This is a genomic window from Burkholderia sp. AU18528 (assembly GCF_002223215.2).
Lineage (GTDB): Bacteria > Pseudomonadota > Gammaproteobacteria > Burkholderiales > Burkholderiaceae > Burkholderia > Burkholderia semiarida.
On record NZ_NKFC02000005.1, the window covers coordinates 732,477 to 749,227 of the forward strand.

The window sequence follows — 16,751 nt, forward strand, 5'->3', positions numbered from 1 at the left end:
TCCTCCATTCGCGTTTCGCCGCTTATTGTTTCGACAGCGCGATGTAGCGCGCGAGGTGGTGATCCTCGTCGCCGAGCTGGTGATCGATCATCACGAGACGCTTCGCGTAATGCGACAGCGGCAGCTCCCACGTCATCCCGATCCCGCCGTGCAGCTGGATGCTTTCCTCCGCGACGAGCGTGCCGATCCGGCCGATGCTGTATTTCGCCGCGGCGAGCGCGCGCTCGCGCACCACGCGCGGCGCATCGAGCTGCGCGGCCGCGTTGATCACGGCCGAGCGCGCCTGCTCGACTTCGAGTAGCAGATCGGCCATCCGGTGCTGCAGCGCCTGGAAGCTGCCGATCGGCATCCCGAACTGCTTGCGCGTGCGCAGGTAGTCGAGCGTGTGCGCCTTCGCGACGTCCATCGCGCCGAGCGCTTCCGCCGACAGCGCGAGCAGCCCGTAGCCGAGCACGCGCTCGAGCAACTCGGCGCCCGCTTCGCCGCCGAGCGCATCCGGCGCGCCGAGCGCGGCATCGGCCGGCAGCGCGACGCGCTCGAAGCGCACTTCGGCCGCGCGGCCGCCGTCGATCTTCTTGTAATCGCGCAGCGACACGCCCGGCGCATCGGCCGGCACGACGAACAGGCCGATGCCGGCCGCATCGTCGTCGCGCCCCGACACGCGCGCGCTGACGACGAAGAACGCCGCCTGCGCGGCCTGGTCGACGACGCCCTTCGCGCCCGTCAGCACCCAGCCGTCGCCCGCACGTTCGGCGCGCGTGCGCACGGTCGTCAGCTCGTAATGCGAGCCCGGTTCGTCGTGCGCGAACGCGGCGCTCGCGCTGCCGTCGATCAGCGCGGCGAGCCGCTCGCGATGCGCATCGCCGCCGGCGAGCGCGAGCGCACGGCCTGCGAGCAGCGCGCCGAGGAACGGCTCGACGACGAGCCCGCGCCCGAGGCATTCGAACACCACGGCGATGTCGAAGCCCGCGCCGCCGAAGCCGCCGTCGGCTTCGGCGAACAGCGCGCCGACCGTACCGAGTTCGGCGAAGCGCCGCCACATCGCGCGGTCGAAGCCTTCGGCCGACTGCGCGATGCGGTCGCGCACCGGGAACGCGTACTGTTCGGCGATGAAGCGGTTCAACGTGTCCGCCAGCATCCGGCGGTCTTCTGTGTGCTGGAAATCCATCGTCGCGTCCCTCGTCACAGCCCGAGCATCATCTTCGCGATGATGTTCTTCTGGATCTCGTTCGAGCCGCCGAAGATCGACAGCTTCCGGTTGTTGAAATACTGCTGCGCGGCGCTCGCGGCTTCTTCCGGGCCGACCGGTTCGCCGTCGTAATCGGCATCGAGCGCTTCATCGACGAACGGCTGCGCGTACGGCCCCATCGCTCGCCGCATCAGCGCGGTGATCTCCTGGCGGATCTGCGTGCCGCGAATCTTCAGCATCGAGCTTTCCGCGCCCGGCACGCCGCCGCCCGCGACCGCGGCCAGCACGCGCAGATTGGTCGTGCGCATGTTTTCCAGCTCGATCTCGACGCGTGCGACGCGCGCCGCGAAGAACGGATCGTCGGCGAGCGGCCGACCGTTCTTCATGACCTTCGCGGCCACCGCGCGCAGCCGGTCGAGCGCGGCCGTCGAGAAGCCGATCCCCGCGATGTTGGTGCGCTCGTACGTGAGCAGGTATTTCGCGTAGGTCCAGCCGCGATTCTCCTCGCCGACCAGGTTCTCCACCGGCACGCGCACGTCGGTGAAGAACACCTCGTTCACCTCGTGCTCGCCGTCGAGCGTGATGATCGGGCGGACCTCGACGCCCGGCGTGTTCATGTCGATCAGCAGGAAGCTGATGCCTTCCTGCTTGCGCACGTCGGTCGCGGTGCGCACGAGGCAGAAGATCATGTTCGCGTAGTGGCCGAGCGTGGTCCATGTCTTCTGGCCGTTCACGACGTAGTGATCGCCGTGGCGTACCGCGGTGGTCTTCACCGACGCGAGATCGGACCCGGCGCCCGGCTCCGAGTAGCCCTGGCACCACCAGTCGGTGCCGTCGAGAATGCGCGGCAGCCAGTGACGCTTCTGCGCGTCGCTGCCGTACTTGATCAGCACGGGGCCGAGCATGTTCACGCCGAACGGCACGATGCGCGGCGCGCCGGCGAGCGCGCATTCGTTGTCGAACAGGAACTTCTGCGCGACGCTCCAGCCGGGGCCGCCGTATTCGCGCGGCCAGTGGCTCGCGAGCCAGCCGCGCGCGTTGAGGATGGCGTGCCATTCGCGCATGTCGTCGCGCGTCAAGTGCAGGCCGCCCTTCACCTTGCGCGCGATGCGCTCGGGCAGTTCGGCTTGCAGGAAGCGCTGCACTTCGGTGCGGAACGCTTCCTCTTCGGGAGTGAAATCGAGGTTCATCGTAGGTCCGTTGCGGATGCGGTGGGCGTTCAGTCGATGCGGTTCAGGCTCGCGAAATCCGCGCCGCGCGCGACGAGATCGACGAGCAGCGGCGACGGCTTCCAGAACAGCGGATCTTCCTTCGCGAACGCGCGGATATCGGCAAGCACGTTCGCGAGGCCGACCGTGTCCGCGTAGTGCATCGGGCCGCCGCGGTAACGCGGAAAACCGTAGCCGTACAGGAACACCGCGTCGACGTCGAGCGGGCGCAGCGCGATCTTCTCGTGCACGACGTTCGCGCCTTCGTTGATCATCGCGGCGAGGTAGCGGCGCAGGATTGCTTCATCGGTGAACGTGCGCGGCGTGACGCCCTTCTTCGCGCGCTCTTCCGCGACGATCGCCTCGACTTCCGGGTCGGGCGTGCCGACACGCGCGCCGTCCGGATACAGGTAGTAGCCGCGGCCGGTCTTCTGCCCGAACCAGCCGCGCTCGCACAGCCGGTCGGAAATCTCCACGTAGCGCGCGTTCGGATCGCGCGTCGCCGCGCGGCGCTTGCGGGTCGCCCAGCCGATGTCGCCGCCCGCGAGGTCGACGACCTGGAACGGACCCATCGGGAAGCCGAACCCGCGCACCGCGCGATCGATCTGGTACGGCGACGCGCCGTCTTCCATCAGATAGTCGGCCGCCGTCCGGTAGACGGCGAGGATCCGGTTGCCGATGAAGCCGTCGCACACGCCCGCGCGCACCGGCGTCTTCTTCAGTTGCTTGGCCAGCGCGAACGCGGTCGCGACGACGTCCGCGCTCACGCGCGCCGGCACGACGATCTCGAGCAGCTTCATCACGTTGGCCGGCGAGAAGAAATGCAGGCCGATCACGTCGGCCGGCCGGTCGATGCTCGCGGCGAGCGCGTCGATGTCGAGATACGACGTGTTGGTCGCGAGCACCGCGCCCGGCTTGCACACGCGGGCGAGTTCGGCGAACACCGCCTGCTTCACGGCCATGTCCTCGAATACGGCCTCGATCACGACGTCGGCCTGCGCGAGCGCGTCGTACGACGTGCTGCCCTTGAAGCGCGCGAGGCGCGCCGCGTGCGCGGCCGGCGTCATCCGCCCTTTCGCGACGAGGCCGTCGTACACCTTCTCGACGTGCGCCCGGCCGCGCGCGAGCGACGCTTCGTCGCGCTCGATCATCGTCACCGGCAGCCCGGCGTCGAGCGCCGCGACCGCGATGCCCGCGCCCATCGTGCCGCCGCCGACCACGCCGATCCGCTCGACCGGCCGTGCGCTCGCGTGCCGCGCCTCGGGCGCCTTCGCCGCCTCGCGTTCCGCGAAGAACGCATGAACGAGGCCCGCGCGCTGCGGGCTGTCGACGCACTGCAGGAACAGGCCGCGTTCGAGCTTCATCCCCGCGTCGAACGACTGCGTGAGCGCGGCCTCGACCGCGTCGACGATCTTCGCCGGCGAGAAAAGGCCACGCGACTTCTTCGGCAATTCCGCGCGCGCCGCATCGATCGCGGCCTGCGCGGCCGCGCGGTCGGCGAGGCCCTGCGCGTCGCGCGTGCGGCGCACCGGCGCGCCGAGCGACACGAGTTCCTGCGCATAGGCGAGCCCTTCGGCGAGCGTGTCGTCGCTGTGCGCGATGCGATCGACGAGGCCGAGCGCGAGCGCTTCCTCGGCGCTCGCATGGCGGCCCGTCAGCATCAGGTCGAGCGCGGCCTTCGCGCCGATCAGGCGCGGCGCGCGCTGCGTGCCGCCCGCGCCGGGCAGCAGGCCGAGCGTCACTTCGGGCAGCCCGAGCTTCGCACCGGGCACCGCGAGCCGGTAATGCGCGGCCAGCGCGACCTCGAGGCCGCCGCCGAGCGTCGCGCCGTGCAGCGCGACCACGACCGGCTTCGCGCCCGATTCGATCCGCTCGCACACGTCGGGCAGCGACGGCGGCACGGGCGGCTTGCCGAATTCGCGGATGTCGGCGCCCGCGATGAAGTTGCGGCCGGCGCCGACGATCAGCACCGCGCGGATCGCGTCGTCGGCCTGCGCGGCGTCGATCGCGTCGGCGAGGCCGCGCCGCACGTCGGCGGACAACGCGTTGACGGGCGGGTGATCGATCGTGACGACGAGCACCTTGTCGCGCCGTTCGCGCGTGACGGTGCCGGTGGCGGTGGCGGATGTTTCGGGGGAAGCGGGTGAATTCATCGTGTCTCCGGGTGCGGTGCGCCGGGCGGGCGGGACCGGCCGCCGGGTCGGCGGGCGACGCCGGTTCGCGAGCGGGGTCCCGCGCGGCGGGAAACGGTCCGGCGTGGTTGCCGGGCATGACTCGATTCTCGATTGATCGAGATTCATTGACAATTCCCGCGCGCCTTTACAAGCTGTCAAGTCCGACTTGACATTGAATGCTTTCGAACCGTTTCGGCCCGTTGTTTCGGCCCTTTAAGCGGGACGGATCAGGAGACCCCCGGATGGACCTGAACGCGCTGACGCTGCTCGTCGAGATCCTCGACGCGGGCAATCTCAGCAAGGCCGCGCAGCGGCTCAAGATGAGCCGGGCGAACGTCAGCTACCGGCTGAACCAGCTCGAACGCTCGATCGGCCAGCAGCTCGTGCGGCGCACGACGCGGCGCATCGAACCGACCGAGATCGGGCTCAAGCTGTACGAGCATGGCCGGCGCATCCGCAACGAATTGCTGGCCGCGCAGGAATCGGTGACGACGCTCGGGCAGGACCTGCAGGGCCGCGTGCGGCTGTCGGTGCCGAGCGGCTATGGGCAGATGGTGATGTCCGAGTGGCTGCTCGCGTTCAAGCGGCTGCATCCGGGCATCGTGCTCGACGTGGTGTTCGAGAATCGCGTGGAAGACCTGATGCGCGACGAAGTCGACATCGCGATCCGCGTGATGTCGGAGCCGCCGCAGAACCTCGTCGCGCGCGACATGGGCGCGGTGCGCTACGTCGCGTGCGCGTCGCCCGCGTTCGCGGCCGCGCACGGGATGCCCGCGACGCTCGGCGCGCTGGCCGCCGCGCCGGTCGTCACCGCGACGGTGCTCGGCCGGCAGTTGCGGATCGCCGCGTATCTCGGCGACGAGCGCCACGAGGTGCTGCTCGAACCGACGCTGATTTCGGAGAACTTCCTCTTCCTGCGCCAGGCGATCCTCGCGGGGATCGGCGTCGGCATCGTGCCCGACTACGTGATGCAGGACGACCTGCGGCACGGCACCGTCGTCACGTCGCTCGACGCATACCGGCTCAGTATCTTCGGCACGCACATGTACATGCTGTACATGCCGAACCGCCACCACACGCGCGCCACCGCCACGTTCATAGAGTTCATCCTCGAACAGGCCGGAAAGACCGGCCGGGGCGGGCCCGGCGCGATGCGTCAGGGTTTCCTGTCGGATGACAAGCCGCCGGGCGCACGGCGACAATAGCGCGCCGGGGCGGGCAGCGCCGTTGCGCCCGCGCCGACCTCAACGTCAACATCAACGCCGCCGTCTCGTTCGAATTCACTGCCGCCGAGGGTTCAATGTTCGACCGGATTCGTCCGCATTCGCGTCCCTGGACGCTCGCTGCCGCCGTCGCGCTCGTCACGTTCGGCGCCGGCTGCACGTCCCCGTCCGCGCCGTCGTCCAGCGCGGTGGTGCCCGTCGCCGCCGCATCGGGCGCGGCCGTGCCGCTGCCCGGCTTCCACGCGCCCGAGCTGTCGTCCGGCTGGACCGACAAGCCGGGCTGGACCTCGCAGCACTTCATGATCGCGGCCGCGAACCCGCTCGCGACGCAGGCCGGCTACGACATGCTGAAGGCGGGCGGCACCGCGATCGACGCGGCGATCGCGACGCAGATGGTGCTCGCGCTCGTCGAGCCGCAATCGTCGGGCATCGGCGGCGGCGCGTTCATGCTGTACTTCGACGGCAAGGCGACGCAGGCGTACGACGGCCGCGAAACCGCGCCGGCCGCCGCGACCGAGCGCCTCTTCTACGGGCCGACCGGCCAGCCGATGAGTTTCTACGAAGGCGTCGTCGGCGGACGCTCGGTCGGCACGCCGGGCGTGCTGCGCATGCTCGACGCCGCGCACCGCGCGCACGGCAAGCTGCCGTGGCGGCGGCTGTTCCAGCCGGCCATCCGGCTCGCCGAGCGCGGCTTCACGATCAGCCCGCGCCTGGCGATGCTGATCGCGAACGACAGGTACCTGAAGAACGATCCGGCGGCCCGCGCCTATTTCTACAACGCCGACGGCACGCCGAAGGCCGCCGGCACGGTGCTGAAGAACCCGGCGCTCGCGACCGTGCTGCGTCAGGTCGCCGACCGCGGCGCGAACGCGTTCTACAACGGCGCGATCGCGCGCGACATCGTCGCGAAGGTACGCAAGCACCCGAGCAACCCGGGGCTGCTGTCGCTGCAGGATCTCGCGCGCTACCAGGCGAAGGTGCGTGCGCCGCTGTGCGCCGACTACCGGCGCTCGGTCGTGTGCGGAATGCCGCCGCCGTCGTCGGGCGGCCTCGCGATCGCGCAGATGCTCGGCATGCTCGAGGCGATGCCCGACTGGCAGCAGATCGGCGCGCAGAAGCCGGTGCGCAACGAAGTCGGCTACGAGCCGACGCCGTTCGCCGCGCATCTGTTCAGCGAGGCCGGGCGCCTCGCGTATGCGGACCGCGCGCGCTACGTCGCCGATCCCGATTTCGTGCCGCTGCCGGGCGGCAACTGGGCGAGCCTCACCGACAAGGCCTATCTCGCGCAGCGTGCGCGGCTGATCGGCGACACCAGCATGGGCGTCGCGCAGGCCGGCACGCCGCAGGGCGCGACGCTCGCGCTGGCCGACGACCGCAGCCCCGAATTGCCGTCGACGTCCGACATCGCGATCGTCGACCGCTACGGGCAGGCGCTGTCGATGACGACCAGCATCGAGGATGCGTTCGGCTCGCGGCTGATGGTGCGCGGCTTCATGCTGAACAACCAGTTGACCGATTTCTCGTTCGCATCGAACGACAACGGCCGGCCGGTCGCCAACCGCGTGCAGCCCGGCAAGCGGCCGCGCTCGGCGATGTCGCCGGAACTCGTGTTCGACAAGAAGACGAAGCAGGTGACGATGATCGTCGGCTCGGCCGGCGGCCCCGCGATCATCAATCACGTCGCGAAGACGCTGGTCGGCGTGCTCGACTGGGGCATGACGATGCAGCAGGCGATCGCGCTGCCGAACTTCGGGTCGATGAACGGGCCGACGCAGCTCGAACGCGGCCGCGTGTCGGACGCGCTCGCCGACGGGCTGAAGGGCCGCGGGCACGACGTGAAGGTCGTCGAGATGAACTCGGGGATTCAGGGGATCCAGCGGTTGAACGTGCAGGGGCAGACGGTGTGGTTCGGCGGGGCCGATCCTCGGCGGGAAGGGGTCGCGATGGGGGAATGAGTGCGACAGGCAGCGGCGACGCGCGTGCGCCGCCGCTGCCTGCATGACGTCAACCCCTTCCCTTCCACGGCACCACTCGCCGCTCGACCCAGCGCATCGCGAGATCGAACAGCCACGCGATCGCGCCGATGATCAGGATGCCCATCACGACGATGTCGGTGCGCAGGAAGCTCGATGCGTTGAGCACCATCTGCCCGAGCCCGGCCGTCGCGGCGACCATCTCGGCCGCGACGAGCGTCGTCCAGCCGAACCCGATCGCGATCCGCAGCCCGGTGAGGATTTCCGGCAGCGCGGCGGGCAGCACCACGTGGCGCACGATCTGCGCGAAGCTGCCGCCGAGCGAATACGCGGCGTTGATCTGCTCGACCGTCGCCGCGCGCACGCCGGCGCGCGCGGCCATCGCGATCGGCGCGAAGCACGCGAGGAAGATCACGACGAGCTTCGCCGTCTCGTCGATGCCGAACCAGATCACGACGAGCGGCAGATAGGCGAGCGGCGGCAGCGGCCGATAGAACTCCAGCAGCGGATCGAGCACGCCGCGCGCGATGCGGCTCACGCCCATCAGGATGCCGGCCGGCACGCCGATCGCGGTTGCGAGCACGAACGCGCCGAACACGCGCGCGGCACTCCACAACAGATGGTCGGACAGCGGCAGGCCGCCCTGGATACGGCCGTGCCACGCGTCGACGAACGCGGTCCACACCGCTTCGGGCGCGGGCAGGAACAGCGGCGGCAGCCACTGCAGATGCGTCGCGACCCACCACAGCACGGCCAGCGCCGCGATCGTCGCCGTGCTGAGCGCGGCCGTTTTCCCTTGCCCCGGCAACCGGTAGCGGTGCGATGGGCGTGCAGGACGCGCCGCGTGGCGCCGCTGCGCCGCGCGCGCATCCCGTTCTTCGAAATCGGCGGGCGCGCGATCGGCCGCCCAGGAATCCTGCGTGCTCATGTCGTCCTGCCTGTGCAAAGTGCTGTTCCGGCCGCGCCCGACGGCCACGCCGTGTCGCGCGAGCTCGCTCATCACGCGGGCTCCGCGACTGCGTCGTCGCGATGCAGATACGCGATCAGCCGCTCGCGCCAGCCGATGAATTCCGGCGACGACTTCACCGCGCGCGCATCGCGCGATTCGACGTAACGCCGAGCGAACGGCAGCGCGAAGGTTTCTGCGATGCGGCCGGGGCCTGGCGTCATCACGACGAGACGCGTCGCGAGAAACAACGCCTCCTCCACGTCGTGCGTGATGAAGAACACCGTCTTGCCGGTGCGCGCCCACACGTCGAGCACGAGCGCCTGCATCGTCCCGCGCGTCATCGCGTCGAGCGCGCCCATCGGCTCGTCCATCAGCAGCACGCGCGGGTCGCTCGCGAGCGCACGCGCGATGCCGACGCGCTGCTGCATCCCGCCCGACAGCTCGTACACGCGAGCATGCGCATGACGCTCGAGGCCGACGAGCGCGAGCATCTCGCGCGCCCGCGCTTCGCGCTCGGCCTTCGGCACGCGCGCGAAGCGCAGCCCGAGCGCGACGTTGTCGAGCACGTCGAGCCACGGCAGCAGCGCGTATTTCTGGAACACGACGCCGCGATCGGCGCCGGGGCCCGTGACCGGCACGCCGTCGACGCGCACGTCGCCCGTCGTCGGCGCGACGAAACCGGCCATGCAGTTGAGCAGCGTCGTCTTTCCGCACCCGGATGCACCGAGCGCGACGACGAATTCACCGGCATCGATGCGCAGGTCGACGCGCGCGAGCGCCTGCGTCGTCGGCCTGCCGCGCTCGCCCGGGTAGGCGACCGATACCTGACGGACTTCCAGCGTGCTCATGATCGAAGGGCTCCGCGACGAGTGGGCTGAACGGCCGCGCTCAGCGCGCGGCCTTCTGCACGAACTGCGGATCGACGCCCACCGAATAGTCGGCGAGCACCGTCTGGATCGTGCCTTGCGATTTGAGGAACGTGGCCGTGGCCGCGAGCGACTTCGCGGCGCCCGATTGCGCGCCGCCGCCGAGCCACGTCGGCGATGCCTGCTCGGCCGCCGTCGGGAACGCGTAGAGCGCGAGGCTGGCCGGCACGTCCTGCGCGTTCGCGCCGGACACCTTCGCGACCGCCGCGACCTGCGGCGAGCCGACCTTCCACGCCGCCGCATGCGCGCGGTAGTCGGCGTCCGCCGCCGCGAGCACCTTCACGAAACGCGTGACGAACTCGGGGTTCTCGCGCGCGAACTTGCGGCTCACGACGAAGCCGTCGAAGGTCGCCTTGCCACTTTCTTTCGCCACCTGGCCGGACGTCGTCAGCACGGTGCCCGACTGCTTGACCTTCGCGAGCACCGGATCCCAGATATAGGTCGCGTCGATGTCGCCGCGCGTCCATGCGGCCGCGACTTCGGGCGGGCGCAGATTGACGATCTTCACGTCGTTCGGATTGACGCCCGCGGCCTGCAGCGCGACGAGCGTATGGAAATGCGACGTCGACACGAACGGCACTCCGATCTTCTTGCCCTTCAGCGCCGCGATGCTCGTGACGCCCGAGCCGTTGCGCGCGACGAGCGCCTCGGCGTCGTTGATGTTGTCGAGCACCCAGAACAGCGAGATGTCGAGCCCCTGCGACAGGCCGGCCGCGATCGGGCTCGACCCGGCTTCGCCGAGCTGCACGGAGCCCGACGCGAGCGCGCGGATCACGTCGGCGCCGCTGTCGAGCTTGCGGAACGTGACCTTGTAGCCGGTCGCCTTTTCGACTTCACCGCTCGCCTGCGCGTAGCGCCACGGCACGACCATGTCCTGGTACGCGATCACGACCTCGCGCGATTCGGCGTGCGCCGCGCCGAGCGCGGCAAAGGCGGTCAGCGCGACGACGGCGCGGCGGATGAAGCTGAAACGGGACATGCGGCTCTCCTTCGGAATACGGGCATTGCTGCGGGAGAGCCGACTTTACGGGCTTTGCGCGCGGCGGGAGCGAACTTATCCTGCGAAGCTATCGATGCCGTTTCAGCTTTGCTTTTCATGCTCGACCGGATTGCGCGTCCGGTCGGGTAACGATTGCCGTGCGCAGGCACGGATAACCGCCGCGCCAACGAAAAAGCCCGCATCGCTGCGGGCTTTGTGAATTGCGGGACTTCTGCCGACGGACGCGAACGCGGCGCTCAGACCACCCCCGCCCCATGCGCCTGCAGATCGGCGTGATAGCTCGAGCGCACCATCGCGCCGACGGCCGCGTGCGTGAAGCCCATCTTGTACGCCTCTTCCTCGTACATCTTGAACGTATCGGGATGCACGTAAGCCCGCACCGGCAGGTGGTGCTCGGACGGCTGCAGGTACTGGCCGATCGTCAGCATGTCGACGTCGTGCGCGCGCAGGTCGCGCATCACCTGCAGGATTTCCTCTTCGGTCTCGCCGAGGCCGACCATCAGGCCCGACTTCGTCGCGACGTCCGGATGCAGCGCCTTGAAGTCCTTCAGCAGCTTCAGCGAGTGCGCGTAGTCCGAACCCGGGCGCGCTTCCTTGTACAGGCGCGGCACCGTTTCGAGGTTGTGGTTCATCACGTCGGGCGGCGCGGCGTTCAGGATCGAGATCGCGCGGTCGAGACGGCCGCGGAAATCCGGCGTCAGGATCTCGATGCGCGTGTCGGGCGACTGCTCGCGCACTTCGCGGATGCATTCGACGAAGTGGGCGGCGCCGCCGTCGCGCAGGTCGTCGCGGTCGACGCTCGTGATCACCACGTACTTGAGCTTCAGCGCGGCGATCGTGCGCGCGAGGTTCTTCGGTTCGTCCGCGTCGAGCGGATCGGGACGGCCGTGGCCGACGTCGCAGAACGGGCAGCGGCGCGTGCACTTGTCGCCCATGATCATGAACGTCGCGGTGCCCTTGCCGAAGCATTCGCCGATGTTCGGGCAGCTCGCTTCCTCGCACACGGTGTGCAGGTTGTGCTCGCGCAGGATCGTCTTGATCTCGTTGAAGCGCGAACTGCCGGTGGCCGCCTTCACGCGGATCCACTCGGGCTTCTTCAGCTTCTCGATCGGAATGACCTTGATCGGAATGCGCGCCGTCTTCGCCTGCGCCTTCTGCTTGGCGGTCGGATCGTAGGCCGGGGTCGCGGCCGAATCGGCCGGTGCGGGAGAAGCGGTAACGTCAGTCATTCGATTGTTCCAGTGCGTGCGGCTTGTCGGCGGCCGCGGGTGCGCCGTCGAGGTTGGCGATCAGACGCCCCACCAGCGTGTGGGCGACGTCGTTCCAGTCGGCGGCAACCTCGAGGCTCGCCATGTCGACGGTTTCCAGTCCGGCATAGCCGCACGGATTGATCGCAAGAAACGGGCGCAGATCCATCTTCACGTTCAGGCTCAGCCCGTGATAGCTGCAGCCGTTGCGGATCTTCAGGCCGAGCGCGGCGATTTTCGCGCCCTCGTGCACGCCGGATGCCACGTAGATACCCGGCGCGCCCGCCTTGCGGACCGAAGCGAGATTATACGCCGCGAGGGTTTCGATCACGGCCTCCTCGATCTTCGTCACGAGCGTGCGCACCATCAGCTTGCGCCGGCGCAAGTCCAGCAGCAGGTAGACGACGATCTGGCCGGGGCCGTGGTAGGTGATTTGCCCGCCGCGGTCGACCTTCACGAGCGGCACACCGCTGTCGGCCACCAGCAGGTGCGCGGGGTCGCCGGCCTGGCCGAGCGTGTAGACGGGCGGATGCTCGACCACCCAGATCTCGTCGCCGGTGTCGGCCGTGCGCGTGTCGGTGAACGCGCGCATCGCGTCGAAGCTCGCTTCGTACGCCTCGCGGCCCCGCCACCGCACGGTGACCGGCTGGGCCGGCTGATCCGGGGCTCCGGCGGGCGATGCGGAAACGGCGACAGGCGTGGACACGATGGAAACCGGCGAAACGGACATGGGCGGTAGTTTACCGAAAACCCGTGGGTCTCGCCGGCCTGGGCAGGGGGACGGATCGCCGGTATCCGTCGGATGAAACGAGGGTCAGACGGTGCGCCAGCCGTCGTGGAACAGCGCGCTCACGCGTTCGCGCAGCCGGGTCAGCCCGCCGAGCGCGACCTCCCGCGGCGGCCGCGACACCGAGAACGCGACGCACGCGCCCTGGCGGCCTTCCGCGCTGAGCCACAGCCGTTCGCCGCGGCGCAGCTTGAGCGTCTCGCCGTCGGCCAGGAAGTAGTCGTCGACGTCGTTGCTGCGCGTCGCCCAGACCGGCCCGCACTGGACGGTCAGCCGCGTGCTGCGTTGCACCTTCATCGGCACGGTTTCGCCCGGGGGAATTTCGAACGTGATGCTTGAAGAGATTTCTTGCATGATCGACTCCGCCAATAAGTGCTTCGATGGCTACAATCGTAGTCATTCAAAGGCGTCCGACCAAACGACCAATTTTCACGACGATGTGAGGAAAATTAGCAAATGGACCTCCGCCAGCTCCCGGCGCTGAACGCGATTCGCGCGTTCGAGGCCGCCGCCCGCCACGAGAACTTCTCGCGCGCCGCCGACGAGCTGTTCGTCACGCACGGCGCGGTCAGCCACCAGGTGCGCGCGCTCGAGGAGGAGCTCGGCGTGCAGCTCTTCACCCGCAACGGCAAGCGGCTGTGCCTGACCGACGCCGGCATGCGCTACGCGCAGCAGGTCCGCACCGCGCTGATGGTGATCGCCGACGCGACGCGCGACGTGCGCGCGAGCGACCGCGACCGGCGGCTGGTGGTGTCGATGCTGTCGTCGTTCGCCGCGCGCTTCATCACGCCGCGCATCGGCACGTTCATCGAACGGCATCCGGAAATCGACGTCGAGCTGCAGTCGACCAACTCGCTCACCGATTTCGCGCGCGACGACGTCGATCTCGCGATCCGCTTCGGCTTCGGCAGCTATCCGGGGCTCCACGTGGAGCCGCTGTTCGAGGAGGTGTTCTTTCCGGCGTGCGCGCCGACGCTGAACGGCGGCAAGCTGCCGCAGACGCCCGCCGATCTCGTGCACTACCCGCTGCTGCGCTCGGACGACGAACTGTGGCGGCCGTGGTTCGACGCGGCCGGGCTCGATACGTTGACCGAGCCGAAACGCGGGATCCTGTACCAGGATTCGTCGAACCTGCTGCTGGCCGCGATCGAGGGCCAGGGCATCGCGCTGGTGCGCCGCTCGCTCGCGGTGCACGACCTGCTCGACGGGCGCATCGTGCGCCTGTTCGACATCGACGGGCCGAGCCCGTGGCACTATTTTTTCGTGTGTCCGCCGCCGCTGCTGAACACGCCGCGCGTGCAGGCGTTCCGGACCTGGCTGTTCGAGGAAGTGGCCGAATTCAAGCGGCTGTGCGACGAGCTGGACGCGCGGCGCGCGGCGGGGAAATGCCCCGCCGAGTGCGCGCTGGAGGGAGGATGGAAAGGGATCAGCGGCCGTTTGCGCTGATCCCGCACGCCGGAACGGACGCTTAAAGGACGACCTTGACCATCGGATGGCCGGTCAGCGCGCGGTAGATGTTGTCGAGCTGTTCCTGGCTCGTCGCGCGCACGGTGATCGTGAGGCCCGTGTAATTGCCGCCGCTCGATGCGCGCTCCTCGATCTTCTCCACGTCGATCTCGTTGTCGTGAACGGCGACGACCTTGAAGATCGTGTCCTTGAACTCGGGGTGCGCCTTGCCCATGATCTTGATCGGGAAATCGCACGGAAACTCCAGCAGCGACTCCTTCCGGGTCTCGATCGCGCCGGTCACCTCGACGGTTTTGGTCGGTTCGCTCATCACTTTCTCCGGGTTAGGTCAAACTGTTCAAACTCGCGTGCCTTCGCACGCTGGTACGCGTCGTACAACGCCGCGAACACGGGCCCCGGCTTGCCGCCCTGCACGGGCAGATCGTCGAGCGACGTGACAGGCAGGATTTCCTTCGTGGCCGACGTGATCATGATTTCGTCCGCCGAGCGCAGCTCGACCTCGCTGATCTCGCGCGCGACGAACCGGATCCCGCATTCCTCGGCCAACTGCTCGACGAGCGCGTAGCGGATCCCTTCGAGGATCCTGTTGCTGCGCGGCGGCGCGAACAGTTCGCCGTTCTTCACGATCCACACGTTCGACGACGACCCTTCGGTCACGTTGTCGTCGCGCAGCTGGATCGTCTCGAACGCATCGCGTTCGGCCGCATGCTGCGCCATCAATACGTTGCCGAGCAGCGAGATCGACTTGATGTCGCAATGCAGCCAGCGGCGATCCTCGGCCGTCACGCAGCGCACGCCCCTCGCACGCTCCTCTTCCGACGGCAGCCGCAGCGGGCTCGTCATCGCGAACACGGTCGGCACCGCGTTCGCCGGGAACGCGTGGCCGCGCTTCGCGACGCCGCGCGTGACCTGCAGGTAGACGAGCGCGTTGCCGTCGCCGAGGCCTTCGGCGTTCGCCGCGACCAGCCGCTCGATCAGCGCGCGCCAGCCCGCCGCGTCGTGCGGGTTGTCGATGCCGATCTTCTTCAGGCTGCGCGCGAGCCGGTCCAGATGCTGCTCGATCCGGAACGGCACGTGCGCGCCGTCGTGCGCATAAACGGGGACGACTTCATACACGCCGTCGCCGAAGATGAATCCGCGGTCGAGCACCGGCACACGGGCTTCGGACAGCGGCACCAGTTCCTCCTGCGACGAGACGCTGAGGTAGACGATCGGTTCGAATTCGGCTTGGCTCATGGCTATGTCAGATGGGGATGAAGTCGTGAAAACAAAGGCCCGTCGCGCTTACTTCTTCTTGCTGAACATCAGCAGGATCGAGTCCCAGATACGACCGAAGATACCCGCTTCCGGCACGGCCTGCAGCGCGACGACCGGGAATTCGGACAGCGTCTTGCCGTCGGCGACGATCTTCACGGTGCCGACCTGCTGGCCTTGCGCGAGCGGCGCGATCAGCGGCGCGTTGACGTCCACTTCGGTCTTGACCTTGTCGCCGAGGCCGCGCGGCACGGTCGCCCACTGGTCGCTCTTCACGCCGACCTGCACGGTATTGTCCTTGCCCTTGTAGATGCGCGGCGTCGAGATCGCCTGGCCGCCCTTGAACAGGCGCACCGAATCGAACGCGCTGTAGCCGTAGTTCAGCATCTTCATGCTGTCCTGCGTGCGGTCGCTTTCCTTCTGCTCGCCCATCATCACCGACACGAGGCGGCGCTGGCCGTCGACGCCCGGAATCGCGCGCTTGGCCGATGCGATCAGGCAGTAGCCGGCCGCCTGCGTGTGGCCCGTCTTCAGGCCGTCGACCGTCGGGTCGAGCCACAGCAGCCGGTTGCGGTTGCCCTGGCGGATGTTGTTGTACTTGAATTCCTTCTCCGAGAAGATGCCGTAGTACTGCGGAAAATCGCGGATCAGGTGGGCGGACAGCTTCGCGAGGTCGCCGGCCGTCGTGTAGTGGTTCGGGTCGGGCATGCCGTTCACGTCGGCGAAGTGCGTGCCCTTCATGCCGAGGCGCTGCGCCTCGTCGTTCATCAGCGTGACGAACTGCCCTTCGCTGCCGCCGACGAGTTCGGCCAGCGCGATCGCGGCATCGTTGCCCGACTGGATGATCATCCCGTACACGAGGTCGTGCACGGACACCGGCTTGTTCGCCTCGATGAACATGCGCGACTCGTCGCGGCCGACGCGGCGCACGGCCTCGCTCGGCGTGACGATCTGCTCCATCGAGATCTTCTTCTTGTCGAGCGCCTCGAACACGAGGTACGCCGTCATCAGCTTCGTCAGCGACGCCGGCTCGACGCGTTCGTCCGCATTGCCCGATGCGAGCACCGTGTTGCTCGTCGCGTCGACGAGCACCCACGAGCGCGCGTTCACGCCCGGCGGCGGCACCGCGCCCGGCATGTAGGTCGCGGGCGCGCCGGTGAACTGCTCGGCGGCCGGCGCCGCATGCGCGGCCTTGGCCTTGGCGGCCGGCTTCGCCTCGGCGACGACGATCGTCGAGGCGAGCGCGACGGGCAGCATCACGCCGAGCGCGACGTTGCGCGCGGCGGTGCCGAAGGCGATGGAGGAAGCGAGGGACTTGAGGCCTTGGGAAGACAGACGCATGATCGATTCAGGC

The 16,751-nt window shown here is 68.7% G+C and carries 15 protein-coding genes; 3 read left to right on the forward strand and 12 right to left on the reverse strand.

The genetic code is table 11. The features are described 5' to 3' along the window. Nucleotides 1–22 precede the first annotated feature (22 nt). The 3 genes from CFB52_RS15040 to CFB52_RS15050 are packed head-to-tail and all read right to left on the reverse strand — an operon-like array spanning nt 23 to nt 4,550. Nucleotides 23–1,168, reverse strand: coding sequence for an acyl-CoA dehydrogenase family protein (locus tag CFB52_RS15040; RefSeq protein ID WP_060009021.1), 1,146 nt, complete (start codon nt 1,166–1,168; stop codon nt 23–25). A gap of 14 nt (nt 1,169–1,182) precedes the next feature. Then, nucleotides 1,183–2,379, reverse strand: a complete 1,197-nt coding sequence (locus tag CFB52_RS15045; protein WP_059576035.1) for an acyl-CoA dehydrogenase family protein — start codon at nt 2,377–2,379, stop codon at nt 1,183–1,185. Nucleotides 2,380–2,408: 29 nt separating this feature from the next. Continuing rightward, complete coding sequence (locus tag CFB52_RS15050) at nt 2,409–4,550, reverse strand: 3-hydroxyacyl-CoA dehydrogenase NAD-binding domain-containing protein (RefSeq protein ID WP_059576032.1); 2,142 nt, start codon at nt 4,548–4,550, stop codon at nt 2,409–2,411. A 263-nt stretch (nt 4,551–4,813) separates the two neighbouring features. On the opposite strand from CFB52_RS15050, the gene CFB52_RS15055 reads away from it, so the two are divergent. Together CFB52_RS15055 and ggt are read left to right on the forward strand one after the other, a co-directional pair. Next, nucleotides 4,814–5,776 carry a LysR family transcriptional regulator gene (locus CFB52_RS15055; RefSeq protein WP_059576029.1) on the forward strand — a complete coding sequence of 321 codons (963 nt, stop codon included), beginning with the start codon at nt 4,814–4,816 and terminating at the stop codon, nt 5,774–5,776. A gap of 95 nt (nt 5,777–5,871) precedes the next feature. Then, entirely contained in the window at nt 5,872–7,749 is a 1,878-nt protein-coding gene (ggt, locus tag CFB52_RS15060; RefSeq protein WP_099316855.1) for a gamma-glutamyltransferase, read from the forward strand. A 49-nt stretch (nt 7,750–7,798) separates the two neighbouring features. Here ggt and CFB52_RS15065 read toward each other — a convergent pair whose 3' ends face one another. From CFB52_RS15065 to CFB52_RS15090, 6 genes are all read right to left on the reverse strand, one after another. Further along, the gene (locus CFB52_RS15065; RefSeq protein WP_060312449.1) at nt 7,799–8,767 is read right to left on the reverse strand and encodes an ABC transporter permease subunit; all 969 of its coding nucleotides are present in this window, start codon (nt 8,765–8,767) and stop codon (nt 7,799–7,801) included. Beyond that, nucleotides 8,767–9,564: a taurine ABC transporter ATP-binding protein gene (locus tag CFB52_RS15070; RefSeq protein WP_059576019.1), complete on the reverse strand. Its 798-nt coding sequence runs from the start codon at nt 9,562–9,564 to the stop codon at nt 8,767–8,769. Before CFB52_RS15070 ends, CFB52_RS15065 begins: the two co-directional genes overlap by 1 nt. Nucleotides 9,565–9,604: 40 nt before the next feature. Then, nucleotides 9,605–10,621: a taurine ABC transporter substrate-binding protein gene (gene tauA, locus CFB52_RS15075; protein ID WP_059576016.1), complete on the reverse strand. Its 1,017-nt coding sequence runs from the start codon at nt 10,619–10,621 to the stop codon at nt 9,605–9,607. A 257-nt stretch (nt 10,622–10,878) separates the two neighbouring features. Further along, nucleotides 10,879–11,871: a lipoyl synthase gene (gene lipA, locus CFB52_RS15080; protein ID WP_059576014.1), complete on the reverse strand. Its 993-nt coding sequence runs from the start codon at nt 11,869–11,871 to the stop codon at nt 10,879–10,881. Further along, entirely contained in the window at nt 11,864–12,619 is a 756-nt protein-coding gene (gene lipB / locus CFB52_RS15085) for a lipoyl(octanoyl) transferase LipB (RefSeq protein WP_059576011.1), read from the reverse strand. The genes lipA and lipB overlap by 8 nt, the downstream gene beginning before the upstream one ends. A gap of 84 nt (nt 12,620–12,703) precedes the next feature. Then, nucleotides 12,704–13,030 carry a DUF2917 domain-containing protein gene (locus CFB52_RS15090; RefSeq protein WP_059576155.1) on the reverse strand — a complete coding sequence of 109 codons (327 nt, stop codon included), beginning with the start codon at nt 13,028–13,030 and terminating at the stop codon, nt 12,704–12,706. Between the two features lie 102 nt (nt 13,031–13,132). On the opposite strand from CFB52_RS15090, the gene CFB52_RS15095 reads away from it, so the two are divergent. Continuing rightward, complete coding sequence (locus CFB52_RS15095; protein WP_059576008.1) at nt 13,133–14,122, forward strand: transcriptional regulator GcvA; 990 nt, start codon at nt 13,133–13,135, stop codon at nt 14,120–14,122. 22 nt (nt 14,123–14,144) lie between these two features. Here CFB52_RS15095 and CFB52_RS15100 read toward each other — a convergent pair whose 3' ends face one another. The 3 genes from CFB52_RS15100 to CFB52_RS15110 are packed head-to-tail and all read right to left on the reverse strand — an operon-like array spanning nt 14,145 to nt 16,738. After that, the gene (locus CFB52_RS15100; RefSeq protein ID WP_011546305.1) at nt 14,145–14,453 is read right to left on the reverse strand and encodes a YbeD family protein; all 309 of its coding nucleotides are present in this window, start codon (nt 14,451–14,453) and stop codon (nt 14,145–14,147) included. Further along, complete coding sequence (locus CFB52_RS15105; protein WP_099316856.1) at nt 14,453–15,379, reverse strand: D-amino acid aminotransferase; 927 nt, start codon at nt 15,377–15,379, stop codon at nt 14,453–14,455. The genes CFB52_RS15100 and CFB52_RS15105 overlap by 1 nt, the downstream gene beginning before the upstream one ends. Nucleotides 15,380–15,427: 48 nt before the next feature. Next, a complete protein-coding gene (locus tag CFB52_RS15110) occupies nt 15,428–16,738 on the reverse strand; it encodes a D-alanyl-D-alanine carboxypeptidase family protein (protein ID WP_099316857.1) in 1,311 nt (436 codons plus the stop codon). Nucleotides 16,739–16,751: the final 13 nt, after the last annotated feature.

Bases quoted from the DNA above. Each gene is read 5' to 3' on its own strand.
- CFB52_RS15040 (WP_060009021.1), bottom strand. From the start codon at position 1,168: ATGGATTTCCAGCACACAGAAGACCGCCGGATGCTGGCGGACACGTTG.
- CFB52_RS15045 (WP_059576035.1), bottom strand. From the start codon at position 2,379: ATGAACCTCGATTTCACTCCCGAAGAGGAAGCGTTCCGCACCGAAGTG.
- CFB52_RS15050 (WP_059576032.1), bottom strand. From the start codon at position 4,550: ATGAATTCACCCGCTTCCCCCGAAACATCCGCCACCGCCACCGGCACC.
- CFB52_RS15055 (WP_059576029.1), top strand. From the start codon at position 4,814: ATGGACCTGAACGCGCTGACGCTGCTCGTCGAGATCCTCGACGCGGGC.
- ggt (WP_099316855.1), top strand. From the start codon at position 5,872: ATGTTCGACCGGATTCGTCCGCATTCGCGTCCCTGGACGCTCGCTGCC.
- CFB52_RS15065 (WP_060312449.1), bottom strand. From the start codon at position 8,767: ATGAGCGAGCTCGCGCGACACGGCGTGGCCGTCGGGCGCGGCCGGAAC.
- CFB52_RS15070 (WP_059576019.1), bottom strand. From the start codon at position 9,564: ATGAGCACGCTGGAAGTCCGTCAGGTATCGGTCGCCTACCCGGGCGAG.
- tauA (WP_059576016.1), bottom strand. From the start codon at position 10,621: ATGTCCCGTTTCAGCTTCATCCGCCGCGCCGTCGTCGCGCTGACCGCC.
- lipA (WP_059576014.1), bottom strand. From the start codon at position 11,871: ATGACTGACGTTACCGCTTCTCCCGCACCGGCCGATTCGGCCGCGACC.
- lipB (WP_059576011.1), bottom strand. From the start codon at position 12,619: ATGTCCGTTTCGCCGGTTTCCATCGTGTCCACGCCTGTCGCCGTTTCC.
- CFB52_RS15090 (WP_059576155.1), bottom strand. From the start codon at position 13,030: ATGCAAGAAATCTCTTCAAGCATCACGTTCGAAATTCCCCCGGGCGAA.
- CFB52_RS15095 (WP_059576008.1), top strand. From the start codon at position 13,133: ATGGACCTCCGCCAGCTCCCGGCGCTGAACGCGATTCGCGCGTTCGAG.
- CFB52_RS15100 (WP_011546305.1), bottom strand. From the start codon at position 14,453: ATGAGCGAACCGACCAAAACCGTCGAGGTGACCGGCGCGATCGAGACC.
- CFB52_RS15105 (WP_099316856.1), bottom strand. From the start codon at position 15,379: ATGAGCCAAGCCGAATTCGAACCGATCGTCTACCTCAGCGTCTCGTCG.
- CFB52_RS15110 (WP_099316857.1), bottom strand. From the start codon at position 16,738: ATGCGTCTGTCTTCCCAAGGCCTCAAGTCCCTCGCTTCCTCCATCGCC.